This is a genomic window from Nonomuraea sp. NPDC050328 (assembly GCF_044459405.1).
Taxonomy (GTDB): domain Bacteria; phylum Actinomycetota; class Actinomycetes; order Streptosporangiales; family Streptosporangiaceae; genus Nonomuraea.
The window spans coordinates 528,651-553,115 of record NZ_JBITIW010000002.1 but is presented as its reverse complement, the minus strand read 5'-3'; the positions used below and the strand labels follow the sequence as shown (position 1 = coordinate 553,115).

Sequence of the window (24,465 nt, the reverse complement as noted above, 5' to 3'; positions counted from 1 at the left end):
CCCGGGCCTGCCCAGGCCCAGCGCGCGGAGCCTGTTCGGGCCCTGTGTCCGGGAATGCGAAAGGCCCGCCGCAGGGTGCGACGGGCCGCTTGCCGTACATGACCTGAGTCAGGGAGCGAGGCCCCGCAGGGCCAGGTCGACCACGCGCTCGGCCAGGTCGTCCGGCAGGACCTCGCCGTGCGCCGCCCACTTGCTGTGGATCACCATGGCCCCGGTGAGCGCGGTCATCGCGAGCTGCACGTCGAGGTCGGCCCGCAGCTCGCCGGTCCGCTTGCCCCGCTCCAGCACCTCGCGGACCGCCCGCTGCCGCGGCTCGATGGCGATCCGCCGGAAGCGCTCGAACAGGTGCGGGTAGCGGTCGGACTCGCCCATCGCGATGTTCATGACGCACCGCGTCCGGGTCGAGCCCGCCTCGCTGCGCATCGTCTCCAGCATCGTGACGAGGTCCTCGCGGACCGAGACCCCGGCCAGCTCGGGGACGGGCGCCTTGAGCGCGGCGAGCGCGTCGACGACCAGGTCCTCCTTGTTGGACCACCGCCGGTAGATGGTGGTCTTGCCCACACCGGCCCGGGCCGCGATCGCCTCGATCGACAGCTCGGAGACGCCGACCCCCTCGCCGATCAGGTCGAGGGTGGCCTCGATGATGGCCTTCTCGGCCTTCTCGCTGCGCGGACGGCCCGCGGGCCGGGCCGCCGTGGTCTCAGTCCTGTTCATCGCGGCCTCACACTACCGCTGGTTCCTTGCTTTCCCGCAGATCCGGTACGGCAGGCGCCTTCCCGGGCATCCAGCGCGCGACCACGACCACGCCCACCAGGGTGATCGCCGCGGAGACCAGGGTGGTGACGTGCATGCCGTGGATGAAGGCGTCGAACGCGGGATCGATCAGCGCCTTGCCCTGCGGGCCCGCCGAGGCGACGACGCCCATGGTGCCGGTCAGGCCCTCACCGGCGGCGTGCCGTGCCGCCTCGGGCAGCCCGGCCAGCGCGGGCTCGATCTCGCCGCGGTAGATCGCCGACAGGACCGAGCCGAGCACGGCCACGCCGAGCGCGCCGGCGACCTGGCGGACGGTGTTGCTCATGGCCGAGCCGACGCCCGCCTTCTCGCGGGGCAGCGCCTCCATGATCGCGGTGGTCGCGGGCGGCATGATGTTGGCCATCGCCGCGCCCTGGATGAAGAAGACGACCTCCATCAGCAGCACGGGCGTGTCCCGGTCGAACAGCGCGTAGGTCAGCAGCGCGCCGGTCACGACCAGCAGGCTGACGGTCGAGGTGAGCTTGGCGCCGAAGCGCTCGTTCACCCGCTGGCTGAGCGGGGCGAAGATGAGCTGCGCGGCGGCGAACGGGATCATCAGCGCGCCCGCCTGGATCGGGCTGAACCCCTTGACGATCTGGATGTAGAACGTCAGGAAGAACATCCCGCCCATCATCGCGAAGAAGACGATGCCCATCATGCCGATGGCGGTGGAGAAGCGGACGTTGCCGAAGTTGCTCACGTCGAACATCGGGTTGGCGACGCGCCGCTCCCACCAGATGAACACGCCCAGGATCACCACGCCGCCCAGCAGCGGCAGGAGCACCTGGACCTCGGCGAGGGTGGCCAGCTCGCCGGCGCGGATGATGCCGTAGGTCAGCGCGACCAGACCCAGGATGGACAGCACCACGCCCACGAGGTCGAGCCGGGCCGGCTTGGGGTCGCGCGACTCGGGCACCAGGGTGGCGATGAGCACCATGCTGATCAGCACGATCGGCACGTTGATCAGGAAGACCGAGCCCCACCAGAAGTGCTCGATCAGGAAACCGCCGGTGATCGGGCCGATGGCGACCGCGAGGCCGACGCCGCCGGCCCAGATGCCGATGGCCTTGCCGCGCTCCTTGGCCGGGAAGACGTTCGAGATGATCGCCAGCGTGGCCGGCATGATCGCCGCACCACCGATGCCCATCGCGGCCCGCGCCAGGATCAGTTGCATCGGGTCCTGGGAGTAGGCGCTGGCCAGCGAGGCCAGGCCGAACAGCAACATGCCGATGAACAACATCCGCTTGCGGCCGGTCCGGTCACCGATCACCCCGAAGGTGAACAGCAGGCCGGCGAAGACCAGCGTGTAGGAGTTGATCGCCCATTCCAGCTCGGCCTGGGTGGCGCCCAGGCCTTCGACAGGATCGGAGATCGTTTTCATCGCGACGTTCAGGATGGTGTTGTCCAGGACGACGGCCAGGAGGCTGAAGACCAGGACGCCAAGGATGGTCCAGCGCTTTGGATGCCCGGCTTCGGCATCTCGGAGATCGGACATGACGGCCCCTTATTTCGATACGATTGAGTTTCGCAACGCCACCGTATCGCGAGCCATTCCGATACGCAACGGTTTCGTTTCGTAAACTCCGCTCTGACTTCCGGTCAGCCGGCTCCGGTCAGATCGGTTCCGGGCAGATCGCTTCCGGTCAGATCGGTTCCGGGGCAGATTGTCGGGGGCGCTGGCTAGCCTGACCCGATGCGCGAAACCACCCACGAACTCGCCGAGCTCCAGACCCTGCTCGACGCCTCCCTCACCGGCTCCACCGCCCACCTTCGCTCGATCATCAACGGGGAGCGCGCCCTCTCCGCCGAGCAGCTCACCCGGGTGCTCACCGGCATGTGCACCCTCGCCCTGTCGACCGTGACCGCGAAGGGCGAGCCGCGCATCAGCGGCGTGGACGGGCACTTCCTGCACGGCAAGTGGATCTTCGGTACGGCCCGCAGCGCCGCCAAGGCCCGCCACCTCGCCGCCCGCCCCGCCGCCAGCGTCGCCCACCTGCGGGGCGAGGACCTCGGCGTCTTCACCCACGGCACCGTCGAGACCCTCAACCCGCAGGACGGCCCGCCGGCCGCCGACTGGCCCGACGTGCTGGCCTACCTCAAGGACTTCTACGGCGGCGACGCCTTCGACTGGGACCAGGACATCGTCTACTACCGGCTCCAGCCGCACTGGATGACCGCCTATGCCCCGGATGTGGCGAAGCTTCTGTAAACGGCGCACTGTCCGGCCTATACTCGCAGCGGAGTATTCCGCTGCGAGGAGATCTCATGCCCGTCCGCCGCAAGGTCGGCAACCTGCTCGGCCTGGCCGTGCTGACCGTCCTCGTCGACCGGCCGATGCACCCCTACGAGATGGCCACCGTGATCCGGGCCCGGGGCAAGGACCAGGACATGGAGATCAAGTGGGGCTCCCTGTACCGGGTGGTGCAGAACCTGGAGCGGCACGGCTTCGTCGAGGCGGCGGGCAGCGAGCGGGCCGGGGCCCGTCCCGAGCGCACCGTCTACCGCCTCACCCCCGCGGGACGGGCCGAGCTGGAGGACTGGGCCCGGGACCTGGTCGCCGTCCCCGAGCCGGAGCATCCCCGTTTCGAGGCTGGGCTGTCGGTGCTCGCCATCCTCGACCCGGACGAGGCCGCCGGCCTGCTGCGGGCCCGGGCCGCCCTGGTCGAGCGGCGGCTCGCCGCCCAGCGGGCCGAACTCGCGCACGACCGGGGAGAGACGCCGCGGCTGTTCCTGCTGGAGCGGGAGTACGACCTCGCCGTCGGGCAGGCCGAGCTCGACTGGACCCGCGCGCTCCTGGCCGAACTCCTCGACGGCACCTTCCCCGACCTGCCCCTGTGGCGCTCCCTCCACCCGCCACCCAGCCCCCCTCATCCAGGAGGACGCGATGGTCGTCACCGGTGAAACCGCCCTCTCCCCCGACGGCACCCCGATCGCTTTCACCCGCATGGGCAAAGGCCCCGGGCTCGTGCTCGTCCACGGCGGGATGGAGCACGCCGCCAGCCACCTCCAGCTCGCCGAGGCGTTGTCCGGCCGGTTCACCGTCACCCTCTACGACCGGCGCGGCCGGGGCACGAGCGGCCCGTACGGCGGGGCGTACACGATGGCCAAGGAGGTGGCCGACCTGGGCGCGCTCCTGGCGGCGACCGAGACGGAGCAGGTGTTCGGCGTCAGCTCCGGAGCGTTGATCGCGCTGGAGGCGGCCCTGGCTCTGCCCGCCGTACGCCGGGTGGTGGCCTACGAGCCGCCGCTGCTCGTCGAGGAGCCCTTCGAGCCCGCGTACATGGACCGATATGAGCGGCTGCTCGCCGCCGGGGACCTGGCCGGGGCGATGGTGACCGGGATGCGGGGCGCCGAGATGGGGCCGCCCCTGCTGAACCGGCTGCCCGGCTGGCTGCTCAGGCCCATGGTGCGGCTGGCCATCCGCCAGGAGGACCGCCGGGCCGGGGCGTACGCCTTCACCATGCGGCAGGCTGCTCCCACCCTGGCGCGGGACTTCCAGCTCGTCCGGGAGGTGGCCGGGCGGGTGGACCGGTATGGGGACGTGGAGGCGGACGTCCTCCTGCTCGGTGGCGACCGTAGCCCGCGCTACCTCAAGGCGGCCTTGGACGCTCTGGAGGCCGTCCTTCCCCGGGTGCGCCGGGTCGTCTTCCCGGGGCTCGGCCATGGCGGCTCCGGCAACACCGACCGCGGCGGCGCCCCCCGCACGGTCGCCGCCACCATGACCTCTTTCCTGCACGCCTAGCTCCCGCCGGCTCACGGTCTCGGTGGCCCACCCCGGGCCCCCTACCTCCCGGCCCGCCCCAGCTCCTCGGGGTCGGTGGGCTGGAACTGGGGGTCCTCCAGGGTTGCCTGGCTCCGGTTCCCGGAGTCCCCCAAGCCGACGGCCGGGGTCAGGTGGTGAGGTTGGCCACCGGCGGCTGGTCGGGTTCCGTCGTTGACGGCTCGGTGGGCTGGTCGGGGGTGGCGAGGGCGTCCTGGGGGCGGCGGCGCCAGAAGGGGAGGGCCAGGGCCACCATGCCGACGCCGACCAGGCCGGCCACCAGGAAGGCCCAAGGAGGTCCGACGCCGTCGATGATGGCGCCGGCGATGGGGGCGGAGGCGGCCCCGCCGATGAGCAGCGCGGTGCCGTGGAAGCCCATGGCCTCACCACGCGCCCCGGCGGGCACCCAGCGGCTGAGGACGTCGACGGTGGAGGACAGGGAGGGCGCGCAGAGAAGGCCGGCGGGCAGCAGGGCGAGGACGAGCAGGCGCCAGTCGCCGGCGAGCAGACCGACGGGCACGGTGAGCAGGCCCATCCCCGCGATGAGCACGAGCGGCGAGAAGCCGCGCGGCAACATGCCGTAGACGAACCCGCCGACCAGCGAGTAGACGCACCAGATGCCGATCGCGAGCCCCACCCAGGCCTCGGCGCCGGCCGTGTTCATCGTGGCGACCAGCGACAGCTCGGTGGCGGTGAGCACGAAGGTGGCCGCCATCGTGGTGCCGAGCAGCGCGAAGAAGCCCGGCGTGAACCAGGTCCTGCGGCTGACCTTGGCCTGCGGCTGGCGCAGTTCCTCGGCCGAGCGGACCGGCGGGTCGAGCAGGAGCAGCCCCACGCCCGCGCCGGTGAGGCCGACGGCGATGAGGGCGAAGGTCCAGGTGCTGCCCAGCGCGATGATGCCGGCGACGGACAGGGCGGGGCCGGTCATGTAGGACAGCTCGACGAACATGGAGTCGATGGAGAAGGCCACCCGCCGCTGCTCGACCGGGACCATCGCGGCCAGGCTCTGCCGTACGGCGCTGAAGACGGGTAGCGCCAGCAGCCCGGCCACAGCGGCGGCGACGGCCAGCAGCCAGTACGGCATCGCCCACGCCGTGCTCCAGAACAGGGCCTGCGCGATGGTGGTCACCAGCAGCACGGGGCGCAGGCCGTACCGGTCGACGAAGCGGCCGGACAGCGGGGAGCCGACGGCCATGCCGATGGTGCTGACCGCGGTCACCAGACCGGCGAGCGCGTAGCCCAAACCCATGCGGCCCATGCCCTGCTCGGCCACGTGCAGCGTGAGCGCCATGCCCGTCGCGGTCGAGGGGATGCGGGCGAGCAGCCCCACGAGCAGCAGGGTGCGGACGCCCGGCAGCCGAAGCAGACGCCGGTAAGGTTCGATAGCCATCTTGATTACTTACCTCCGCCTCTATTGTGGCGTGAGGCACCGACAGTTTCGCCACCGGATTACCTGTTCACCGCCGGGTGTTGAATCCTGTGCAGCGCATGCAATCATCAGAAACGTCCGGGTACGCCACAGGGGCGCCTCGAGACTCATCTGGAGGGATCGCTATGTCCTCTACCAGCCAGCCGACCACTCTCTATGGCGGCCAGGCGGGACGCAGGGTCACCGTACGCGACCTGGCCGCGGCCAAGGACCGCGGCGAGAAGTGGCCGATGGTGACCGCCTACGACGCGATGACGGCGCGGGTCTTCGACGAGGCCGGCATCCCGGTCATGCTCGTCGGCGACTCGGCGGCGATGGTCGTCTACGGCTACGACTCGACCCTGCCGGTCACCGTGGAGGACCTCCTCCCGCTGACCGCGGCGGTGGTGCGTGGCTCCAGCCGGGCGATGGTCGTCGCCGACCTGCCGTTCGGCTCCTACCAGTCCTCTCCCCAGCAGGCGCTCGAGACCGCGGCCCGGTTCATGAAGGAGTCGGGCGCCCACGCGGTCAAGCTCGAAGGCGGCCGGCGCGTGCTTCCCCAGGTGGAGGCGCTGGTCAGCGCGGGCATCCCGGTGATGGCGCACCTCGGGCTCACCCCGCAGTCGGTCAACGTCTTCGGCGGCTACCGCGTCCAGGGGCGCGGCCAGGCCGGTGACGAGCTCATGGCCGACGCCAAGGACCTGCAGCAGGCGGGCGCCTTCGCGGTCGTGCTGGAGTGCGTGCCGTCGGAGCTGGCGGAGAAGGTCACCACGTCGCTGGCGATCCCGACGATCGGCATCGGCGCCGGCCCGTCCACCGACGCGCAGGTGCTGGTGTGGCAGGACCTGATGGGCCTGACCCCGCACCCGGCCAAGTTCGTCAAGCAGTACTTCAACCTGCACGAGGCCATGGACCAGGCGGTGCGCTCCTTCGCCGACGAGGTCGTCGCCGGCGCCTTCCCCGCCCCGGAGCACAGCTACCGCTGACCCCGCCGGACGGTCAGGAGAGGGTGGCGGGGTCGGTGTTCGAGCCGCACACCACGACCGCCACCCGCTCCCCCGGCTCCGGCGTGTACGCGCCGGACAGCAACGCCGCGTAGGCGGTCGCGCCCGAGTGCTCGGCCGCGATCCGCTGCTCGGCCCAGAGGGTACGGCGGGCCGCCACGATGGCGTCGTCCGGCACCAGCACGCTCCGCGCTCCGGCCCGCACCAGCAGGTCGAAGGCGAGCCCGCCCAGCCGTGAGGCGCCCAGCGCGTCCGCCGCGACCCCGCTGACCGGCACCCGCACCGGTTCTCCCGCGGCGAGGGCGGCGTGGAAGGTGGGGATCAGCTCCGGCTCGACCGCCACGACCCGCGGCCCGCCGGCGCCCATGCCGAGGGCGATGCCGCCCGCGAAGCCGCCGCCGCCCACCGCGACCAGCACGGTGTCCACCGCCCCGAGCTGCTCGACGAGTTCGAGTCCCGTGGTCCCCTGCCCCGCGATCACCTCCGGCTGGTCGTAGGCGTGCACGGACAGCGCCCCGGTCTCGGCGGCCCGCTTGGCCGCGGCCTCGGCGGCCTCGGCGTAGACCGCCCCGGTCTGGGTGATCTCCGCCCCGAGCGCCCGCAGCCCGGCGACCTTCACCGGGCTGGTCACCTCGGGCACGAAGATCTCCGCCCGCACCCCGAGCACCCGGGCCGCGTAGGCCACCGCGAGGCCGTGGTTGCCGCCGCTGGCCGCGATCACGCCGGCCGGCGGCAGCTCGCCCGCCGAGATCATCCGGTTGAAGGCCCCGCGCACCTTGAACGAGCCCGACCGCTGCAGCAGCTCCAGCTTGAGGGCGAGGGTGGGCGACAGGTCGAGGACCGGCGTGCGCAGCACGTAGGGGGCGATGCGGGCGGCGGCCGCCCGGACGTCGTCGAGGGTGGGGGTGTTCACGTCATCCATTGTTCAGGACAGCGCCTGCTCGATGTCCGCCCACAGGTCGTCGGGGTGCTCGATGCCGACGGCGAGCCGTACCGTCCCCTCGGTGACGCCGGTGCGGGCCAGCTCGGCGGCGTTGAGGGCCCGGTGCGAGGTGCTCGCCGGGTGCAGGACGAGGGTCTCGACCCCGCCGAGCGAGGGCGCCAGGAGCGCCAGCCGGATGGAGGCCATGAAGGAGTCGGCGGCGGCCCGTCCGCCGGCGATGTCGAAGGCCAGCACGCCGCCGAAGTCGGCCAGCACCTTGCGGGCGACCTCGTGGGAGCGGTGGTTCTCCAGCCCGGCCCAGTGCACGGCGCTGACCGCCGGGTGCGCGGCCAGGCGGGTGGCCAGGTGCCGGGCGTTGGCGCAGTGGCGTTCCATGCGCAGCGCGAGCGTCTGCATGCCGCGCAGGCTGAGCCAGGCGGCGAACGGGTCGGGGGTGGCGCCGAGTTCGATGGCGAAGTGCCAGACCTTGCCGTGCAGTTCCTCGTCGGCGAAGACCGCGATGCCGCCGACGACGTCGGCGTGGCCGGAGAGGTACTTGGTCACCGAGTGCAGCACGATGTCCGCGCCGAGCTCCAGCGGCCGGCACAGCAGCGGCGTGGCGAAGGTGTTGTCGACGACGGAGATCAGGCCGAGGTCGCGGGCGGCCGAGCACATCGCGGGCAGGTCGGCGACCTGGCCGACCGGGTTGGCGATGGTCTCCAGGTAGACCAGCTTGGTGGCCGGGGTGACCGCGGCGCGCAGGGCGGCCGGGTCGTCCTCGGGCACGTAGCTGACGGTGATGCCGAAGCGCGAGACCAGGTCGTTGATCATCGCGGCGGTCCCGCCGTACAGCGCCTCCTGGGCGATGAGGTGGTCGCCGGGCTGGAGCAGGCCGAGCAGCACGCAGTTGATCGCGCCCATGCCTGAGCCGGTGGCGATGGCCGCGGCGCCGCCTTCGAGGCCGGCGACCGCCTCCTCCAGGGCGCGGACGGTGGGGTTGGAGTAGCGCCCGTAGACGTAGGCGCCGCCCGGCCGGCCCATCTCCTCGGCGAAGGCGGCCGGGTCGTCGAAGACGAAGCCGGAGGTCTGGTAGATCGGCATCGAGATGGGGACGCTGCCGGTGACGGAGGGCTTGGGCAGGTGCACGGTCCGAGTCTCAGGTCGCATATCACCAGGATTGTCGGTTTCCGCGTGCGAGATGAGAGCCAATGCGGCAAAATTGGTCCATGAATGGGGCCAATCTTGACGACCTGGTCGAGCTGCTCGGCCGGTGGGGGTCCGGGCGCGGGCCGCTCTACCTGCTGCTCACCACCCGGCTGCGGGCCCTGATCGACGACGGCATGCTCGCGCCCGGCGTGCTGCTGCCGCCTGACCGGGTGCTGGCCGCCCGGCTGGCGGTCGGCCGCGGCACCGTGGTGGCCGCCTACGACCTGCTCCAGCAGGAGGGCCGGGTGATCCGCCGGCAGGGCAGCGGCACCCGGGTCGCCGAGCCGGCCGGCCCGCCGGCGAGCGAGCGGCCGCCGGGCGACGTGGTGCCCAACCCGCTGCTCATGCACATCCTCAACCCGCCGGACGGGGTGCAGTTGCTGACCTGCGCCGCGCCGGACGAGCCGCCGCCGCAGCTCGCCGAGGCCTACCACGCCGCCGCCCGGCGGCTGTCCGGGCTGCGGCACGACCTCGGCTACCAGCCCGCCGGGCACCCGCTGCTGCGCGAGGCGGTCGCCGCCCGCTACCGAGCCCGCGGCCTGCCCACCACGGCCGAGGAGATCATCGTCACCACCGGCGCCCAGCAGGCGCTCACCCTGCTCACCGGGCTGCTGGTCAGCCCCGGCGACACTGTGCTCACCGAGTCGCCGACCTACCCGGGGGCCCTGGAGGTCTTCCGCCACGCCTCGGCCGTGATCCGCCCGGTCGCGACCGACCCGGTCTCCGGCTCCCTGGGCGCCGCCCTGCGCGAGCGGGCCGCCCTGCTCTACGTCGTGCCCACCGCCTCCAACCCGGCCGGCGGCGTGATGGACAACACCACCCGCCGCCACGTCGCCGACCTGGCCGCGCGGCACGGCGTGCCGGTGATCGACGACGAGGTCTGCGCCGAGCTGTGCTTCTCCGGCGAGGTGCCGCCGCCCCTGGCGCTGCACTCCCGGCAGGCGATCACCATCGCCTCGCTCAGCAAGGTCGTCTGGGGCGGCCTGCGCGTCGGCTGGGTGCGGGCGCCCGCTCCCCTGATCTCCCGCCTGGCGCGGCTGCGCGCCATCCACGACCTCGGCGGCGACACCGCCGGTCAGCTCGCCGCCGCCTGGCTGCTCGACCACCACGAGGAGGTACGGCAGGCCCGCATCGCCACCCTGCGCGCCCGGCACGACCACCTGACCGCCGAGCTGCGCACCAGGCTGCCCGGCTGGGAGTTCGAGCCCGCGCTCGGCGGCCAGACGCTGTGGGTGCGGCTGCCCAGGGGCGACGCCGACTCCTTCGCCCAGCTCGCGCTCCGGCACGGGGTGGCGGTCGCGCCGGGCCGCGCCTTCGACCCGCTGGGCGGGTTCGGCGACCGGCTGCGGCTGCACTTCCTGTTCGAGCCCGCCGAGCTCACCCGCGCGGTCGAGGCGCTGGCCGCGGCCTGGGACGCCTACGACGGCAGCCGCACCCGGGTGAGCGGCCACGCGCTCATCGTCTGACCCCGCGCGTCCCGGATCCGGGCCTGAAACCGGGGCCGCCGGGGAAGGACATCGGCATGGCCCCCACCTACGTGCTGCTGCACAGCCCCCTGCTCGGCCCCGCCTCCTGGGCGCCGGTCGCCGAACGCCTGCCGAGCGCCGTGGTGCCCGACCTGCGCGGCCTGGCGGCGCCGCCGTATTGGCGGGAGGCGGTGGAGACGGTCGCCGCGCAGGTCCCGGACGGGCCGCTGGTCCTGGTGCCGCACAGCAACGCCGGGGTGTTCACGCCCCTGCTGTGCCGGGCGCTGGAGGTCAGCCGGTGCGTCTTCGTCGACGCCCTGCTGCCGCCCGCCCACGGCGAGGCCTCGGCGGCGCAGGGCGAGCACCTGTCGTTCCTGCGCAAGCTGGCCGACGTCGACGGGCTGCTGCCGCGCTGGAGCGAGTGGTGGGTCGGCTCCGACGTGGCCGCGCTCTTCCCCGACCGCGAGACCTGCGAGCGGGTGCTCGCCGAGCAGCCGCGGCTGCCGCTGGCCTACTTCGAGGAGAACGTCCCGGTCGAGGCGGGCTGGGACGCCCTGCCGTGCGCCTATCTGTGGTACTGCGAGCCGTACGCGGAGGACGCCAAGCGGGCGGCGGCTCGCGGCTGGGCGGTGGAGCGGCTGCCCGGCAACCACCTGCACCACCTGAGTGAACCGGACGCGGTGGCGGAGAAGTTGCTGAAGATGTGAATTCCTCACTGCCGCCGGAGCGCTGAGCGGCCGACCATCGAGGCATGACAGCGATCACGGTTCGGGACTTGCGCAAGTCCTACGGCGGCTTCGAGGCGGTACGGGGCGTCTCCTTCGACGTCGCCGCCGGGGAGATCTTCGCGCTCCTCGGCCGCAACGGCGCGGGCAAGACCACGACGGTCGAGCTGCTGGCCGGTTTCCAGCGCCCCGACGGCGGCCAGGTGCGCATCCTGGGCCACGACCCGGTGAAGGACCGCCGCCGGGTACGGCAGGCGTGCGGCATCCTCCTGCAGGAGGCCGGGTTCTTCCCCGACCTGACGGCGGCCCAGACCGTCGAGGCGTGGCGCGCCTTCACCCCGGCGGCCCGGCCCGCGGGCGAGGCGCTGGAGCTGGCCGGGCTGGGCGAGAAGGCCGGCACGAAGGTCCGGCAGTTGTCGGGAGGCGAGAAGCGCCGCCTCGACCTGGCGCTCGCCCTGCTGGGCCGGCCCGAGGTGCTCTTCCTCGACGAGCCGACCACCGGCATGGACCCGGCGGCCCGGCAGGCCACCTGGCAGGTCGTGCGCGACCTGGCCGCGGCCGGCACGGCCGTGCTGCTGACCACGCACTACCTGGAGGAGGCCCAGCAGCTCGCGCGCAGCCTGGCCATCCTCGACCGGGGCGAGCTGGTGACCTCGGGCGGCATGGCCGAGACGCTGGCCGGCGGCTCGGGGCGGGTCAGCTTCGAGGCGCCGCCGGGCGTCGGGCCCGAGGACCTGCCGCTGCCGGTGACGCTGGAGGGGGGCCGGATGCTCTGCCGTACGCAGGACCCGGACCTGGCGGCGCAGGAACTGGTGGGCTGGGCCGCGGCGCGCGGCCTGCGGCTGCGCGGGCTCGAGGTCCGCACGGCGTCGCTGGAGGAGCTCTTCCTGGAGGTGGGCGGAGATGCGTGAGACCGTCGCGGTGGCCCGGTTCGGGGCCAGGCTGCTCTGGCGCGACAAGGTGGCGCTGTCCACCTCGGTGGCGCTCTCGCTGGGGCTGGGGATCTTCCTGCCGCTGATGATGCACAAGCTGGGCGTCTCCGGCGGGCTCCGGGTGCACCTGGGCCTGCTGGCGATGATCGCCACGATCAGCGCCTTCCAGCAGACGGTGATCACCCTCACCGCGCGGCGCGACCAGCTCATCCTCAAGCGGATGCGGGCCACCGGGCTCGGCGACGGGGCGATCCTCGCCGGGGAGATCGTGAACGTGGCCGCCCAGGCGCTGGCGGTGATGCTCGCCATCACGGCGACGTTGCTGCTGGCCGGGGTGATCGAGCCGCCCGCGCAGCCGGTGCTCGTGGTGCTGATCCTGGCGCTCGGCGCGCTGGCCCTGGCGGTGCTCGGCGCGGCCTACACCCTCGCGGTGCCGCGCGCGGAGCTGGCGGCCGTGCTGGCGATGCCGTTCTTCCTGCTCGGCGGGGTGGGCGCGGGCGGCTTCGGGCCGTTGACCGAGTTGCTGCCCGGCTGGATCACCCAGGTGCTGCACTGGCTGCCCAACGTGGCCTTCGCCGACCTGCTGGAGCAGGCGCACACCGGGGCAGGCGGCTACCTGCCGCCCCTGGCCAGGCTGGCCGTCTTCGTCGCGGTGGCGGTGCTGGTCATCCGCCTGCGGTTCCGGTGGGAACCACGGCGGACATAATGGACATCTGATGACCCTCTCCGCTCGCAGGCTGGCGATCACCGTGATCGCCGGCCTTTCCCTTCTGTACGTCGCCTGGGCCGCGGTCCTGTACCTCGGCCGCGGCATCCCCTGGCTCACCGCGACGGTCTGCGCCGCCCTGCTCGGCGTCTACCTGCCGCACGTGCTCAACATGCGCGCCGCGCTGGCCGGCCGGCGCCCGCCCCTGCATCCGCTGCCGCTGCTGGTCCAGGTGGCGGCCACCTACGTGCCGGACCTGATGCTGCCCGACGGCTGGTCCGGCGTCACCGCCCCGCTGCTCGGCGGCGCGGTGCTCGCGCTGCTGCCGCTGCGCTGGGCGGGCCCGGTCCTGCTGGCGATGAGCGGCTACCTGTTCCTGCAGCTCCTGCGCTCGGTCGGGCACCTGGCCATGCCCACCGACGTCCTCGTCGTCACCTTCGCCACCCAGGCGTTGCAGATGGCGCTCACCAGCACGGTCATCTACGCCCTGATCCGGCTGGTCCGGGTCACCACCGAACTGGAGCAGGCCCGCGCCGACCTGGCCGAGGCGGCCGTGCTCAAGGAGCGGCTGCGCATCTCCCGCGACCTGCACGACGGCCTGGGCCGCAGCCTGACCGCGATCGCGCTCAAGGGCGACCTGGCCGCCCGGCTGCTGGATCGCGACCCGGCCGCGGCCCGCACCGAGGTGGGCGAGCTGGTCAGCGTCGCGCGGGAGGCGGCCCAGGACGTCCGGCAGGTCGTGCGCGGCTACCGCGAGCTGTCGCTGGCAGGCGAGGTGCACCGGGGCCAGGCCCTGCTGGAGGCCTCGGGGATCGCCTGCCTGGTCAACCTGGCCGAGGTACGGCTGCCGCAGCCCGCCGAGGCGGCCCTGGCCTGGGGCGTGCGCGAGGCGGTCACCAACGTGCTGCGGCACAGCCGGGCGACGACCTGCTCGATCAGCACCGCGCTCGACGCCGGGCGGGCCCGGCTGGAAGTGGTCAACGACGGGGTGGCGGGCTCCGCCGTACCGGACGGGCACGGTCGCGGGCACGGGCTGACCGGGATGCGGGAACGGGCCGAGCAGGCAGGCGGGCGGCTGGAGGCCCGCGCCGACGGGGAGGCCTTCCGGCTGACGATGGAGGTGCCGGTGTGATCCGCGTGCTGCTGGCCGAGGACATGCACATGATCAGGGCCGCGCTCACCGCGCTGCTGCGGCTGGAGCGCGACATCGAGGTGGTCGCCGAGGTGACCAGGGGCGACGAGATCGTGCCCGCCGCGCTGGAGGTCCGGCCCGACGTCGCGGTGCTCGACATCGACCTGCCGGTGCTCGACGGCATCACCGCGGCGGCCACGCTGCGCGAGCGCCTGCCCGGCTGCCGGATCCTGATCCTGACCGCGATGGGCCAGCCGGGGCAGGTGCGCCGCGCGCTGGCCGGCGGCATCGAGGCCTTCCTGGTGAAGGACGCGCCCGGCGACCGGCTGGCCGACGCCATCCGCCGCACCGCGCAGGGGCTGCGCGTGCTCGACCCGGAGCTGGTCGCCGCCGCGATGGAGTACGGCGAGAGCCCGCTCACCCAGCGGGAGGCCACCGTGCTCAGGGAGGCGGCGCACGGCTCGTCGGCCGAGGAGATCGCCCAGCGGCTGCACCTGTCCACCGGCACCGTGCGCAACTACCTGACCGGCGCGATCACCAAGACCGGCGCCCGGAACAAGATCGACGCCATCCGCATCGCCGAGGACGCGGGCTGGTTGTGATCGCCGGGCGCGGGGCAGAATCAGCTCCATGAGCGAAGCAGAGGACGGCGGACCCTGGTGGTTCTGCCTGACCCACCAGCGGGTCGAGCCGGACCGGGGCTGCCCGAACAAGGACCGCATGGGCCCCTACGACTCGCGCGAGGAGGCGGCCGGAGCCCTGCGCCGCGCCAGGGAGCGCAACGAGTCCTGGGACAAGGCAGACGAAGACTGAGTAACGGGGTACTCATGCCGACGACGCCGCCCGCGCCGCAGACTCTGAGAGGTTCCGCCTCTCGGAAAGGTCCGGCCATGTCGCGGTTGACAGAGCTGTTGCAGTCCCTCCCCGACGGCCTGGTGGTCACGGCCGTGTCCCCGCACGCGATCCTGATCACCGAGGCGGGCCCCGACGACGCCCTCACCAAACGCGAGAGCGCCGTGCTCGGCCTGGTCGCCCGCGGGCTCACCAACGGGCAGATCGCCAGGAGGCTGGAGATCAGCCCGCGCACCGTCGAGAAGCACGTGGAGAACGCCCGCGGCAAGCTCGGCGCGGCCAACCGCACCGAGGCCGCGCTCCTGGCCTACGGGATGACCGCGTAGGCCCGCACCGGGAAGGTGCCCATGCCGGCGATCATGGGCGGGGCGGCGTGGAAGCGGAACCCCTCGGCGGGCAGCGCGCCGAGCCCGGTCAGGTGCTCCACCACCGGGATCTCCTTCCCCAGCAACAGCGTGTGGGCGGGCCGCTCGCCGCGCGGCGGGGTGTCGTCGATGTTGAGCGAGTCGATCCCGACCAGCGCGGCCCCCTGCTCGGCCAGCCAGGCCGCCGCCTCCGGCGCCAGGTAGGGATGGCCGGAGAAGTACCGGTCGGTGGCGAAGTGCCGGTCCCAGCCGGTGTGCAGCAGCACCGCCCGGCCCCGCACGTCCAGGCCGGCGAACCGGTCCAGGCCGACCTCGCGGCCCTCGCCCGCCCGCACGACCAGGCCGGGCAGGTCGGCCAGCTTCTGGATCGGCACCCCGGACAGGTCCGCGCCCCCGGCGTAGCGGTGGAAGGGCGTGTCGAGGTAGGTGCCGGTGTTGGCGGCCAGGGTGATCGTCCCGATGTGGAAGGTCGTGCCCGGCGCGTAGACGTCCTTCGACGCCTCCCGGCTCAGGTGCTCGCCCAGCACCGGCGCGGGCACGCCCGGGTAGGTGATCATGCCTTCGACGATGCGGTGGCTCAGTTCGACGATCACTGCGCCACCTTCGGCCGGGCCAGCTTCACCAGGGCGGCCACGCCGATCCCGGTCCACACCACGTTGAGGATCGCCGACGGCCAGGCGCCCTGATAGGCCGAGTTCAGCATCAGCGTGAGCGCGCCGACCAGGTTCACGAGCTGGTACGGCAGGCCGTCCCCGGTCATCCGCCCGGCGGAGACCATCGCGTACCCGAAGACCAGGAGGGCGGCGCCGAGCCAGCCGATCACTGTCAGGAGGATGTCCATCCCCGAATTCTGGGGAGCGGCGCAGGTAAAGGACAAATAAAGGTCTCTAAAGCACAGCGTAAGCTGGGCTGCATGGACATCGACCCCCGGCGGCTGCGGGTGCTCCACGAGGTGGCGCGCCGCGGCGGGGTCACCCGGGCGGCCGAGGCCCTGCACCTGACCCCCTCGGCCGTCTCCCAGCAGCTCGCCCAGCTCGAACGCGAGGTCGGCCTGGCGCTGATCGACCGCTCCCAGCGCACCGTCTCGCTCACCCCCGCCGGCCGCGTGCTGGCCGGGTACGCCGAGCGGGTCGAGGAGGAGCTCACCGAGGCGCGGCGCGAGCTGACCCGGTTCACCGAGCGGCTGTCCGGGCCGGTGACCATCGCCGCCTTCCCCACGGTGATCCGGCACATGCTCGTGCCCGCCATGCGGGAGCTGGCCGTACGGCACCCGCGCATCACCCCGGTCATCCACGAGGTGTACGGCGCGCCCGCCCTGCAGGAGTTGCGGCTCGGCGCGGTGGACGTGCTCATCACCGAGCAGGACATGAGCCTGCCCGCGCTCTCCCAGCCGTCGCTGACCACGCGCACGCTCTACATCGACGAGTACCGCATCGTGGTCCCGCCGCACTGGACCGCCTCCTACCGCACCGTCGCCGAGCTGGCCGAGGTGCCGTGGGTGGCCGGCGAGCCGTCCCAGGCCTGCGGCCAGGCGCTCGAACGGCTGGCCGCCCGGCACGCCTTCGAGCCGCGCCGGGTGCACGTCATCACCGAGTTCGGGCCGACGCTGGCGCTGGTCGCGGCGGGGCACGGGGTGGCGATCGTGCCCACGCTGGCCCTGCTGGACGTGCGCGAGGGCGAGGTGCGGGTGAGCGAGATCACCGACGTCGGCGCGCGGCGGCTCGACGTGGTCACCCGGGTCAGCCGGACGCGCTCCGGCGAGCCCGACCCGGTGCAGGCCGTGGTGATCGGCGCCATCGAGGAGGCCACCCAGTCCATCGGCGCCGGCCTGGCCGACCGCCTGCCCACCTCGACGGAACCCGCCCTCGACTGAGCCGGAGGGCCGGGGGGTGGGCGCACCGGGGTGCCCGAAGCCTGGCGCTGGTTCGCCGAGGTTGTTGGTGCGGGGCGTGTCAGTCGGTGAGCTGGGGGCCGCTGACCTTGTCCAGCAGGCGGGCCAGCCGATCACGCAGGCTCTGGCGCCGCCGTACCTCACCTGCCGCCGAGCTGACCAGATGCTGCGCCCCGTCGAAACTCACCGGACCCTGAAGCGGCACCGCGATCGCGTCATGCGCCAGCCCCGCCAGCTCGGCGTCCCCGTTCTCCAGCGCCAGGATGGTCGCCCCGGTCCGCCGCGCGTCGTCCACCCGCTCCAGCAACGGCACCGGCGCGGCGCTCTCGGCCACCACCAGCAACGTCTCCCCCCGCCGCGCCGCCTCCAGCCGGTCGAGCCCCACCCGCAGATGCGGCGGCGCGTCCACCGGAGGCCGCCAGCGCACCAGCGTCGGAGCGAGCTGAGGCAGTTCCGCCAGCCGCGCCTCGTCCCCGAGATGCGCGGTCAGATGCCAGGGCTCCTCCTCGGGCGTGCCCACCAGCAGCAGCCCGCCGGGCGAGCGGGTGGCCCGCAGGGCCAGGCCGAACTCCCTGGTGCGCTCGATCCACCCCGAGCCCTCCAGCAGCTCGCGCAGGAAGGCCACCGACCCAGAGTCCATCCGACCATGGTGCCCGACACCACGCCGCGGCGCGGGCGATTCCGGACTGATCGCCGGACGCCGGACCCACCCGCTGGATCCGCCAGCCGGAACCGGGCCGCGGCCGCTCCGGCGGCACCTGGCATGATCTCGGTATGACTGACGTGAGCGGACTTTCCATCGGCATCCTGGGCGGCACCGGCGACCAGGGCAAGGGCCTGGCGCGCCGGTTCGCCCTGGCGGGCCACCAGGTCATCATCGGATCCAGGAACGCCGGCCGGGCCGAGGAGGCCGCGGCGGAGATCGGGCACGGCGCCACCGGCGCGGAGAACGCCGCCGTCGCCGCCGAGGCGGACCTGATCATCGTCGCGGTGCCGTGGGACGGGCACAAGGCACTGCTGGAGTCCCTGCGCGAGCCCCTCGCCGGGAAGATCGTCATCGACTGCGTGAACCCGCTGGGCTTCGACAAGCAGGGCGCCTACGCGCTGCCGGTCGAGGAGGGCAGCGCCGCCCAGCAGGCCGCCGCCGTCCTCCCGGACAGCCGGGTCGTGGGGGCCTTCCACCACGTCTCGGCCGTGCTGCTGCTCGACCCGGCGGTGGAGAAGGTGGACCTCGACGTGCTCGTGCTCGGGGACGACCGGGAGGCTACCGACCTGGTGCGGGAGCTGGCTGCGGTCATTCCCGGGGTGCGGGGGGTTTATGGGGGGCGGTTGCGGAACGCTCACCAGGTTGAGGCGTTCACGGCCAACCTCATCTCGATCAATCGGCGGTACAAGGCTCATGCTGGGCTTCGGATCACTGATGTGTGAGCTGGTCGGCGGCGCCGTACAGGATCACCGCCCGCCGCACGGGGTTCTCGCCGCATAGATGCCCGGGACCGGCGGCCGCCTCCCAGCGCGCCGCCACCCCGCCCCCCATCCCCGTCCCTCCCGCCACGCCGGCTCCCAGCCCCGCCCGCCCCTCTGGCCTGCCCATTCGTCCCGCCCTCTCCCGCCCCGCTCCGGCCGCCTCCTCCACCCCCTCCCCCGTCTTCGGCCCACTCCTGACCGGCCCTCAGAGCCCGGCCCGCACCTCTGACCGGCCCTCTCCAAGCCCAGCCCAGACCAGCCCTCTAGCTCCCCCTTCCGCTCAGCCCCTCCCCCTTCCTCCCAGCACCCCTCCTCCCGAGCACCCCGTCCCCCGCGGCGAGTGTTCATCGGCGGGTGGCCCCCGTTCATCCTGCGGCCACCCCGCAGACCACCGCCGCCGCTACCTTTCGTGCCATATGTCCCCTTTGGTGCACGAGAGGTCCCTGAACGTGTCTCGCCTCCTGGCCTCGGCCGCCGCGCTCGCCGCGGGTGCCGCGCTGGCCGCAACCGTCCTCACCCCCGCCGCCGCCACGGCCGCCCCGCCGGTCAAGGCGCCGAAGGTGGTCTCCGACGTCGAGCTCCCCGCCCCGGCGCTGGCCGACTTCCAGCCGGTCGCCGACGACCGCGGCGTCAAGCTGGGCGGGCTGGGCAGCGGCCTGTTCCCGGCCAACCGCAAGGGTGACTTCTGGATGGTCACCGACCGCGGCCCGAACGGCGAGCTGGGCGACAAGCGCACCTTCCCGGTGCCGGACTTCGCGCCCGCCATCGTCCGGGTCGAGGTGCGCAAGGGCAAGGCGGAGATCACCCGCGCCCTGACGCTCAAGAAAAGCGACGGCACCCCCATCACCGGCCTGTCCAACCAGGAGGGCCAGGAGAAGCCGTACTCGTGGGACGGCTCGGAGGTGCTGCCCTTCGACCCGAACGGCCTGGACGCCGAGGACATCGTCCGCGACCGCGACGGCACCTTCTGGCTGGTCGACGAGTACGCCCCGTCGCTGGTCAAGGTGGGTGGCGACGGCCGCATCCTGGCGCGGTACGTCCCGCAGGGCCTCGGACTGAAGGGCGCCGGCTACCCGGTGCACGAGACGCTGCCCGCGATCCTCGCCAAGCGCCAGGACAACCGCGGCTTCGAGGGCCTGGCCATCCGCGGCGGCAAGCTCTTCCTCGCCGTGCAGAGCCCGCTGGCCAACCCGGACAAGAAGGCCGGCAAGGCCAGCCGGATCGGCCGCCTGCTGGTCGTCGACCTGAAGACCGGCAAGCCGACCGCCGAGTACGCCTACCGGTTCGAGGAGGGCAAGGCCTTCGGCGCCGAGCAGAAGGACCTGAAGATCTCCGGCCTGGTCGCGCTCAGCGACACCCGCCTGCTGGTCGAGGAGCGCACCGACGAGGTCGCCCGCCTGTACACCGTGGACCTGCGCAAGGCCACCGACCTGCTCGGCGGGCAGTACGACAAGACCCTGGAGTCCGGCGCCAGCGGCGCGGTCCCGGTGAGCAAGGAGCTCGCGGTGGACCTGGAGGCCATCCCCGGCGTCCCGGACAAGATCGAGGGCATCGCGCTGCTCGACCCCCGCACGCTGGTCATCGCCAACGACAACGACTTCGGCGTGGGCGAGTTCGGCGAGGACGGCCGGCTCAAGGACTCCGGCGTCAAGGGACGGATCCTGACGATCCGCCTGCCCAAGCCGCTCCACTAGACTCGGCTCCATGACGACTGTGCTCCAGCCAGGGCGGATCTCGCCCCTGCGAAAGGTTCCGGCCCACATCGCGAGGCCGGAGTACGTCGGCAAGGCCCGCCCCAAGGTCGGCGAGGACGACGTCAAGACGCCCGAGATCATCGAGCGCATGCGGGTGGCCGGCCGGATCGCCGCACAGGCGCTCGACGAGGTCGGCCGCAACGTCCGGCCGGGCATCACGACCGACGAGCTCGACCGGATCGGCCACGAGTTCCTCCTCGACCACGGGGCCTACCCCAGCACGCTCGGCTACCGCGGCTACCCCAAGTCGCTGTGCACCTCGATCAACGAGGTGATCTGCCACGGCATCCCGGACGACACCGTCCTCAACGAGGGCGACATCGTCAACGTGGACATCACCGCCTTCATCGGCGGCGTGCACGGCGACACCGACGCGACCTACCTGGTCGGCGAGGTGGACGAGGAGTCGCGGCTGCTGGTCGAGCGCACCCGCGAGGCGATGATGCGCGCCATCAAGGCGGTCGCCCCCGGCCGGCAGCTCAACGTGGTCGGCCGGGTCATCGAGGCCTACGCCAAGCGCTTCGGCTACGGCGTGGTGCGCGACTTCACCGGGCACGGCATCGGCACCACCTTCCACTCCGGGCTGATGGTGCCGCACTACGAGGACCCGAAGCTGCAGGTCGAGCTGAAGCCGGGCATGACCTTCACCATCGAGCCGATGCTGACGCTCGGCACGATCGACTACGAGATCTGGCCCGACGGCTGGACGGCCGTCACCCGCGACCGCAAGCGGACCGCCCAGTTCGAGCACACCATCCTGGTGACCGACTCCGGCAGCGAGATCCTCACCCTCGCCTGACCGGAGACGGGACCGCAGGCCTAACCCGCGACCGCCGTCATGGTGGTGCCCTCGCCGGGCACGTGGTTGACGGTCACCTTGCCGCCGAGCTCCGCGAAGATCGCGCGGAGCCGGGTCTCCTCCCAGGGCGTGCCCCCGCCGTCGTCGCTGACGGTCATCCGAAGGCCGCGCCGCGACCGGGTGACCGCCACCGACACCGTGCGGGCGCCGCTGAAGCGTTCCACGTTGGCCAGCGCCTCCCGCAGCGCCGCCTCGGCCCCCTTGGCCAGCGGCGCGGACACCCCTCCGTCGGGAAGCGCCCAGATCTCCACCGCGACCCCCGTGCGGGCGGACCACTCGCGGAGCACGTCCGTGAGCGTCTCCGCCAGATCGCGGCCCCCGAGCATGCGCGTCTCTTCCACCATTCACTCGCCTTCCAGAGCACCGACAACACCGGTCCCCGTCCGGCGCGTGACGATCCCGGAGCCGCTAGGCGCGAGCCGTCGTCATCCTGATGCCCGATCTCCCCCACCATCAAGGCTACCCGCGGGTCGGGAAAGCTGGAGGAAGTAGTACGCAGAACCTAGCCCCGGGGCTACTGGACTGCCAGCCACCTTGCAGGAACGGGTGTCATTCGCCCCGGTCCGCCTTGTTCAGCTTGGCGAGGTAGGCGTTGTAGGAGTCGAGCTCGGTGTCGCCCTTCTCCGCCCGGCGATCGGAGCGGCGGGCCTTGCGCTCCTCGTCGTGGTACCACTGGTAGGCCAGCGCGATCAGCACGATCAGCGTCGGGATCTCGCCGAAGCCCCAGGCGATGGCGCCGCCGTCGCTCTGGTCCTCCAGCAGCGGCGCCCCCCACAACCGGCCGAGCTGGTCGTACCAGTCCTGGGCGATGACCGTCCCGTACATCATCAGCGCGATGCCGAAGAAGGCGTGGAAGGGCATGGTGACGAAGAGCGTCAGCAACCTCCCCACGTACGGCAGGCGATACGGCGACGGATCGACCCCGATGATCACCCAGAAGAACAGCGACCCGCTCAGCAGGAAGTGCGTGGTCATCACGATGTGCCCCAGGTGCTCCTGCATGGCCTCCTGGAACAGCGGCGTGAAGTAGAGCGCGTAGGTCGAGGCCACGAAGATCGCGGTGGCGATGGCCGGGTGCCCGATGACCTTGATGAACCGGCTGTGCAGGATCGTGGTCAGCCACTCGCGCGGCCCCCGGTCGCCGCGCCGGGCGGCGGGCTTGAGCGCGCGCAGCGCCAGCGTGATCGGGGCGCCGAGGACGAGGAAGATCGGCACGACCATGGTGAGCGTCATGTGCTCGACCATGTGGGCGCTGAACATCACCATCGCGTAGCGGGCCAGGCCGCTCTGCGTGGCGACGACCAGCACCGCGATGCCGACGAACCAGGCCGCGGTGCGGCCCCACGGCCACTTGTCGCCGCGCCGGGCCAGCCGGAGGACGGCTGCGCCGTACAGGCCGGCCAGGACGGCGGCGATGGTCGCGGTGAACAGGTCGAAGCGCCACAGGGTGGCCAGGTTGGCCAGCGAGATCTCCGGCGGCATGGTGTAGCCGAGCAGCTCGTAGGCGCGGTCGGCGGGCTGGACCACCGGCGGCGGCGGGGTGCGCGACAGCGCCACGGCCAGGCCGACGGTGGCCGCCATGACCAGCACCTCGCCCACGGCCAGCCGCAGGAACGCGCCGGGCGTGCCGGCGGCCAGGCCGGCGAGGGTGCGCTGGCGGTGCCACCAGCCGGCGTAGCCGAGCAGGACGAACGCGACGGTCTTGGCGACCAGCAGCACGCCGTAGGAGGAGGTCCAGAGCGCCTCGACCGACTCCAGCCGGGCCAGCACGCTGAACAGGCCGGACAGGCCGACCACGACGTAGCACCACAGCGCCATCCGGGAGAACCGGTCGGCGGCGAGCTCCAGCTTGGGGCCCCGGCGCAGCGCGTGCGCGACCACGACGGTCAGGCCGCCCACCCAGAGCGCGACGCCGATCACGTGCAGCGCCAGGCCGGAGATGGCCATGTCGTGGTTGGGCGAGCTGGCGGAGTGGCCGGTCAGCGCGGGCGGCAGCAGCGTGGCCACGGCCAGCACCAGCAGCCCGCCCGCCGCGCCGACGGTGATCGCCCCGCGCGCGAACAGCGCGAGGGCCAGCGCGAACAGCACCACGAGGGTGAGCGCGATGCCCTGGCTGGTCTGGCTGGCGAAGCTCGGCAGGTAGTCGGCCGCCACCACGTCCAGCGGCTCGGGGAAGTTGTCGGCGGCGGTGAACAGCATCAGCGCCGCCGCCGCGCCCGCCCACACCACGGCCGACCACGAGGCCGCCTTGACGTAGCCGGTCGCGGCCGGGCCCAGCATGCCCTTGTCGCTCACGAAGAAGGTGGCCGCCGCGACCAGCAGGCCGACGGTCAGCATCCCGCCGAGGTCCATCGTCAGCTTCGACAGCGGCAGCGCCCAGCGCACGAACGCGCCGGCGTTGGGCAGGCCCGCGATGATCCGCGGGAAGGCGGCGCCGCCCGCCACCATCGCCAGGGCCAGCCCGGCGACCGCCGCCGCCGCGGCGGCGAATCCGAACCGCGCGACCCGGCCGCCGGTGAGGGCCGGGGTCGCGGACCCGCTCGCCGCCGTCGTCATGGCTTGGGGCCCGCCTTCTTCGCGCTGATCAGGAATCCGATGCCGATGCCGACCACCGCGCCGACCACGATGATCAGCCAGATCGGGAAGCCGCCGCCCTCTTCCTGAGGCTGCTCGGCGGCGGCCGGCGAGGCGGCCTCAGGCGAGGCGGCGGGCGAGTCCGTCTCGGGCAGCTTGGTGGCGCTCCAGGTCGCGGCGCCCGCGGACTCCGTGGGCGCCGGGGTCGCCTGGGTCGCGGGGGCGCTGGTCTCGGGGGCCTCGGCTCCCTCGACCTTGAACGGGATCTCGCCCTCGATCGGGTGCCCGTCGGAGGAGATGACGCGGTAGGCCATCGTGTACGCGCCGTCCGGCAGCGTCTTGACCGCCTGCGTCACCACCTTCCCCTCGACCTCCGCGTCGCCGTCCTCGAACTGCTTGCCGCCGGAGTCGCGCACGATGACGTACGGCATGCGCACCGACGCGCTGAACTCGAGCCTGACCTGCTCCAAGGCCTTGACCGTGGAGCCCTTCTTCGGGTCGCTGCCCTTGAGCACGTCGTGCGCCAGGGCGGGGCCGGCCGTACCGGCGACCAGGACGGCGGCGAACAGGGCGGCGAGGAGCGCGGTGAGGGCCGCGAGTGGGGATCTCTTCATGGCATCACCAAGGCTACCCACGCCACCGCCCGGTCC

General features: G+C 72.8%; 28 protein-coding genes. 16 read left to right on the top strand and 12 right to left on the bottom strand.

What is annotated here, in order from left to right:
* Positions 1–108: 108 nt before the first annotated feature.
* Together ACIBG7_RS08755 and ACIBG7_RS08750 are read right to left on the bottom strand one after the other, a co-directional pair.
* The gene (locus tag ACIBG7_RS08755; RefSeq protein WP_357931927.1) at positions 109–714 is read right to left on the bottom strand and encodes a TetR/AcrR family transcriptional regulator; all 606 of its coding nucleotides are present in this window, start codon (positions 712–714) and stop codon (positions 109–111) included.
* Positions 715–721: 7 nt separating this feature from the next.
* Positions 722–2,287 (bottom strand): MFS transporter, encoded by a 1,566-nt coding sequence (locus ACIBG7_RS08750; RefSeq protein WP_357931929.1) that lies wholly within the window; start codon positions 2,285–2,287, stop codon positions 722–724.
* A gap of 198 nt (positions 2,288–2,485) precedes the next feature.
* Here ACIBG7_RS08750 and ACIBG7_RS08745 point away from each other — a divergent pair, with 198 nt between their 5' ends.
* From ACIBG7_RS08745 to ACIBG7_RS08735, 3 genes are read left to right on the top strand one after another with little or no spacing between them, the layout of a single operon-like run.
* The gene (locus ACIBG7_RS08745) at positions 2,486–3,001 is read left to right on the top strand and encodes a pyridoxamine 5'-phosphate oxidase family protein (RefSeq protein ID WP_397335684.1); all 516 of its coding nucleotides are present in this window, start codon (positions 2,486–2,488) and stop codon (positions 2,999–3,001) included.
* A gap of 56 nt (positions 3,002–3,057) precedes the next feature.
* Positions 3,058–3,693 carry a PadR family transcriptional regulator gene (locus ACIBG7_RS08740; protein ID WP_397335683.1) on the top strand — a complete coding sequence of 212 codons (636 nt, stop codon included), beginning with the start codon at positions 3,058–3,060 and terminating at the stop codon, positions 3,691–3,693.
* Entirely contained in the window at positions 3,677–4,534 is an 858-nt protein-coding gene (locus tag ACIBG7_RS08735) for an alpha/beta fold hydrolase (RefSeq protein ID WP_397335682.1), read from the top strand. Before ACIBG7_RS08740 ends, ACIBG7_RS08735 begins: the two co-directional genes overlap by 17 nt.
* A 148-nt stretch (positions 4,535–4,682) precedes the next feature.
* On the opposite strand, the gene ACIBG7_RS08730 is transcribed toward ACIBG7_RS08735, so the two are convergent.
* The gene (locus ACIBG7_RS08730) at positions 4,683–5,942 is read right to left on the bottom strand and encodes an MFS transporter (protein WP_397335681.1); all 1,260 of its coding nucleotides are present in this window, start codon (positions 5,940–5,942) and stop codon (positions 4,683–4,685) included.
* Between the two features lie 164 nt (positions 5,943–6,106).
* Between ACIBG7_RS08730 and panB the strand changes: the two genes are divergently transcribed.
* A complete protein-coding gene (panB, locus tag ACIBG7_RS08725; protein ID WP_357931943.1) occupies positions 6,107–6,946 on the top strand; it encodes a 3-methyl-2-oxobutanoate hydroxymethyltransferase in 840 nt (279 codons plus the stop codon).
* Between the two features lie 13 nt (positions 6,947–6,959).
* Here panB and ACIBG7_RS08720 read toward each other — a convergent pair whose 3' ends face one another.
* On the bottom strand, positions 6,960–7,877 hold the full coding sequence (locus tag ACIBG7_RS08720; protein ID WP_397335680.1) for a threonine/serine dehydratase: 918 nt from the start codon (positions 7,875–7,877) through the stop codon (positions 6,960–6,962).
* Between the two features lie 12 nt (positions 7,878–7,889).
* The gene (locus ACIBG7_RS08715; RefSeq protein ID WP_397335679.1) at positions 7,890–9,053 is read right to left on the bottom strand and encodes a trans-sulfuration enzyme family protein; all 1,164 of its coding nucleotides are present in this window, start codon (positions 9,051–9,053) and stop codon (positions 7,890–7,892) included.
* 59 nt (positions 9,054–9,112) lie between these two features.
* Between ACIBG7_RS08715 and ACIBG7_RS08710 the strand changes: the two genes are divergently transcribed.
* From ACIBG7_RS08710 to ACIBG7_RS08675, 8 genes are all read left to right on the top strand, one after another.
* On the top strand, positions 9,113–10,558 hold the full coding sequence (locus tag ACIBG7_RS08710; protein WP_357931951.1) for a PLP-dependent aminotransferase family protein: 1,446 nt from the start codon (positions 9,113–9,115) through the stop codon (positions 10,556–10,558).
* A gap of 56 nt (positions 10,559–10,614) precedes the next feature.
* A complete protein-coding gene (locus ACIBG7_RS08705) occupies positions 10,615–11,265 on the top strand; it encodes an alpha/beta hydrolase (protein WP_397335678.1) in 651 nt (216 codons plus the stop codon).
* A 44-nt stretch (positions 11,266–11,309) separates the two neighbouring features.
* Complete coding sequence (locus ACIBG7_RS08700; RefSeq protein WP_397335677.1) at positions 11,310–12,194, top strand: ABC transporter ATP-binding protein; 885 nt, start codon at positions 11,310–11,312, stop codon at positions 12,192–12,194.
* Positions 12,187–12,921 (top strand): ABC transporter permease, encoded by a 735-nt coding sequence (locus ACIBG7_RS08695; protein WP_397335676.1) that lies wholly within the window; start codon positions 12,187–12,189, stop codon positions 12,919–12,921. Before ACIBG7_RS08700 ends, ACIBG7_RS08695 begins: the two co-directional genes overlap by 8 nt.
* 10 nt (positions 12,922–12,931) lie before the next feature.
* Positions 12,932–14,053: a sensor histidine kinase gene (locus ACIBG7_RS08690; protein WP_357931961.1), complete on the top strand. Its 1,122-nt coding sequence runs from the start codon at positions 12,932–12,934 to the stop codon at positions 14,051–14,053.
* Positions 14,050–14,655: a response regulator transcription factor gene (locus ACIBG7_RS08685; RefSeq protein WP_357931963.1), complete on the top strand. Its 606-nt coding sequence runs from the start codon at positions 14,050–14,052 to the stop codon at positions 14,653–14,655. The genes ACIBG7_RS08690 and ACIBG7_RS08685 overlap by 4 nt, the downstream gene beginning before the upstream one ends.
* 28 nt (positions 14,656–14,683) lie before the next feature.
* Entirely contained in the window at positions 14,684–14,866 is a 183-nt protein-coding gene (locus tag ACIBG7_RS08680; protein ID WP_357931965.1) for a hypothetical protein, read from the top strand.
* A gap of 77 nt (positions 14,867–14,943) precedes the next feature.
* A complete protein-coding gene (locus ACIBG7_RS08675; protein ID WP_357931968.1) occupies positions 14,944–15,231 on the top strand; it encodes a helix-turn-helix transcriptional regulator in 288 nt (95 codons plus the stop codon).
* On the opposite strand, the gene ACIBG7_RS08670 is transcribed toward ACIBG7_RS08675, so the two are convergent.
* Both ACIBG7_RS08670 and ACIBG7_RS08665 read right to left on the bottom strand, forming a co-directional pair.
* A complete protein-coding gene (locus ACIBG7_RS08670) occupies positions 15,213–15,863 on the bottom strand; it encodes a cyclase family protein (protein ID WP_397335675.1) in 651 nt (216 codons plus the stop codon). The two genes, ACIBG7_RS08675 and ACIBG7_RS08670, sit on opposite strands and share 19 nt — an antisense overlap.
* A complete protein-coding gene (locus tag ACIBG7_RS08665) occupies positions 15,860–16,111 on the bottom strand; it encodes a hypothetical protein (RefSeq protein ID WP_357931972.1) in 252 nt (83 codons plus the stop codon). The genes ACIBG7_RS08670 and ACIBG7_RS08665 overlap by 4 nt, the downstream gene beginning before the upstream one ends.
* Before the next feature lie 72 nt (positions 16,112–16,183).
* Here ACIBG7_RS08665 and ACIBG7_RS08660 point away from each other — a divergent pair, with 72 nt between their 5' ends.
* A complete protein-coding gene (locus ACIBG7_RS08660) occupies positions 16,184–17,143 on the top strand; it encodes a LysR family transcriptional regulator (RefSeq protein ID WP_357931974.1) in 960 nt (319 codons plus the stop codon).
* Between the two features lie 79 nt (positions 17,144–17,222).
* On the opposite strand, the gene ACIBG7_RS08655 is transcribed toward ACIBG7_RS08660, so the two are convergent.
* Positions 17,223–17,801: a hypothetical protein gene (locus ACIBG7_RS08655; RefSeq protein WP_357931977.1), complete on the bottom strand. Its 579-nt coding sequence runs from the start codon at positions 17,799–17,801 to the stop codon at positions 17,223–17,225.
* A gap of 134 nt (positions 17,802–17,935) precedes the next feature.
* On the opposite strand from ACIBG7_RS08655, the gene npdG reads away from it, so the two are divergent.
* A complete protein-coding gene (npdG, locus tag ACIBG7_RS08650; protein WP_357931980.1) occupies positions 17,936–18,589 on the top strand; it encodes an NADPH-dependent F420 reductase in 654 nt (217 codons plus the stop codon).
* Here npdG and ACIBG7_RS08645 read toward each other — a convergent pair.
* Positions 18,576–18,716, bottom strand: coding sequence for a hypothetical protein (locus ACIBG7_RS08645; protein ID WP_397335674.1), 141 nt, complete (start codon positions 18,714–18,716; stop codon positions 18,576–18,578). The two genes, npdG and ACIBG7_RS08645, sit on opposite strands and share 14 nt — an antisense overlap.
* A 361-nt stretch (positions 18,717–19,077) precedes the next feature.
* Between ACIBG7_RS08645 and ACIBG7_RS08640 the strand changes: the two genes are divergently transcribed.
* Positions 19,078–20,322, top strand: a complete 1,245-nt coding sequence (locus ACIBG7_RS08640; RefSeq protein WP_397335673.1) for an esterase-like activity of phytase family protein — start codon at positions 19,078–19,080, stop codon at positions 20,320–20,322.
* 10 nt (positions 20,323–20,332) lie between these two features.
* A complete protein-coding gene (gene map / locus ACIBG7_RS08635; RefSeq protein WP_357931985.1) occupies positions 20,333–21,181 on the top strand; it encodes a type I methionyl aminopeptidase in 849 nt (282 codons plus the stop codon).
* Positions 21,182–21,201: 20 nt separating this feature from the next.
* Here the strand turns inward: map and ACIBG7_RS08630 are convergent, their stop codons facing one another.
* From ACIBG7_RS08630 to ACIBG7_RS08620, 3 genes are all read right to left on the bottom strand, one after another.
* On the bottom strand, positions 21,202–21,585 hold the full coding sequence (locus ACIBG7_RS08630) for a hypothetical protein (RefSeq protein ID WP_357931988.1): 384 nt from the start codon (positions 21,583–21,585) through the stop codon (positions 21,202–21,204).
* A 205-nt stretch (positions 21,586–21,790) separates the two neighbouring features.
* Entirely contained in the window at positions 21,791–23,797 is a 2,007-nt protein-coding gene (locus tag ACIBG7_RS08625; RefSeq protein WP_397335672.1) for a cytochrome c oxidase assembly protein, read from the bottom strand.
* Positions 23,794–24,429, bottom strand: a complete 636-nt coding sequence (locus tag ACIBG7_RS08620) for a copper resistance CopC family protein (protein ID WP_357931993.1) — start codon at positions 24,427–24,429, stop codon at positions 23,794–23,796. The genes ACIBG7_RS08625 and ACIBG7_RS08620 overlap by 4 nt, the downstream gene beginning before the upstream one ends.
* Between the last annotated feature and the right edge of the window lie 36 nt (positions 24,430–24,465).

What these genes read in the sequence shown, in the direction of transcription:
- ACIBG7_RS08755 (WP_357931927.1), bottom strand. Translation starts at nt 714, where the DNA reads ATGAACAGGACTGAGACCACGGCGGCCCGGCCCGCGGGCCGTCCGCGC.
- ACIBG7_RS08750 (WP_357931929.1), bottom strand. Translation starts at nt 2,287, where the DNA reads ATGTCCGATCTCCGAGATGCCGAAGCCGGGCATCCAAAGCGCTGGACC.
- ACIBG7_RS08745 (WP_397335684.1), top strand. Translation starts at nt 2,486, where the DNA reads ATGCGCGAAACCACCCACGAACTCGCCGAGCTCCAGACCCTGCTCGAC.
- ACIBG7_RS08740 (WP_397335683.1), top strand. Translation starts at nt 3,058, where the DNA reads ATGCCCGTCCGCCGCAAGGTCGGCAACCTGCTCGGCCTGGCCGTGCTG.
- ACIBG7_RS08735 (WP_397335682.1), top strand. Translation starts at nt 3,677, where the DNA reads ATGGTCGTCACCGGTGAAACCGCCCTCTCCCCCGACGGCACCCCGATC.
- ACIBG7_RS08730 (WP_397335681.1), bottom strand. Translation starts at nt 5,942, where the DNA reads ATGGCTATCGAACCTTACCGGCGTCTGCTTCGGCTGCCGGGCGTCCGC.
- panB (WP_357931943.1), top strand. Translation starts at nt 6,107, where the DNA reads ATGTCCTCTACCAGCCAGCCGACCACTCTCTATGGCGGCCAGGCGGGA.
- ACIBG7_RS08715 (WP_397335679.1), bottom strand. Translation starts at nt 9,053, where the DNA reads ATGCGACCTGAGACTCGGACCGTGCACCTGCCCAAGCCCTCCGTCACC.
- ACIBG7_RS08710 (WP_357931951.1), top strand. Translation starts at nt 9,113, where the DNA reads ATGAATGGGGCCAATCTTGACGACCTGGTCGAGCTGCTCGGCCGGTGG.
- ACIBG7_RS08705 (WP_397335678.1), top strand. Translation starts at nt 10,615, where the DNA reads ATGGCCCCCACCTACGTGCTGCTGCACAGCCCCCTGCTCGGCCCCGCC.
- ACIBG7_RS08700 (WP_397335677.1), top strand. Translation starts at nt 11,310, where the DNA reads ATGACAGCGATCACGGTTCGGGACTTGCGCAAGTCCTACGGCGGCTTC.
- ACIBG7_RS08695 (WP_397335676.1), top strand. Translation starts at nt 12,187, where the DNA reads ATGCGTGAGACCGTCGCGGTGGCCCGGTTCGGGGCCAGGCTGCTCTGG.
- ACIBG7_RS08690 (WP_357931961.1), top strand. Translation starts at nt 12,932, where the DNA reads ATGACCCTCTCCGCTCGCAGGCTGGCGATCACCGTGATCGCCGGCCTT.
- ACIBG7_RS08680 (WP_357931965.1), top strand. Translation starts at nt 14,684, where the DNA reads ATGAGCGAAGCAGAGGACGGCGGACCCTGGTGGTTCTGCCTGACCCAC.
- ACIBG7_RS08675 (WP_357931968.1), top strand. Translation starts at nt 14,944, where the DNA reads ATGTCGCGGTTGACAGAGCTGTTGCAGTCCCTCCCCGACGGCCTGGTG.
- ACIBG7_RS08665 (WP_357931972.1), bottom strand. Translation starts at nt 16,111, where the DNA reads ATGGACATCCTCCTGACAGTGATCGGCTGGCTCGGCGCCGCCCTCCTG.
- ACIBG7_RS08660 (WP_357931974.1), top strand. Translation starts at nt 16,184, where the DNA reads ATGGACATCGACCCCCGGCGGCTGCGGGTGCTCCACGAGGTGGCGCGC.
- ACIBG7_RS08655 (WP_357931977.1), bottom strand. Translation starts at nt 17,801, where the DNA reads ATGGACTCTGGGTCGGTGGCCTTCCTGCGCGAGCTGCTGGAGGGCTCG.
- npdG (WP_357931980.1), top strand. Translation starts at nt 17,936, where the DNA reads ATGACTGACGTGAGCGGACTTTCCATCGGCATCCTGGGCGGCACCGGC.
- map (WP_357931985.1), top strand. Translation starts at nt 20,333, where the DNA reads ATGACGACTGTGCTCCAGCCAGGGCGGATCTCGCCCCTGCGAAAGGTT.
- ACIBG7_RS08630 (WP_357931988.1), bottom strand. Translation starts at nt 21,585, where the DNA reads ATGGTGGAAGAGACGCGCATGCTCGGGGGCCGCGATCTGGCGGAGACG.
- ACIBG7_RS08625 (WP_397335672.1), bottom strand. Translation starts at nt 23,797, where the DNA reads ATGACGACGGCGGCGAGCGGGTCCGCGACCCCGGCCCTCACCGGCGGC.
- ACIBG7_RS08620 (WP_357931993.1), bottom strand. Translation starts at nt 24,429, where the DNA reads ATGAAGAGATCCCCACTCGCGGCCCTCACCGCGCTCCTCGCCGCCCTG.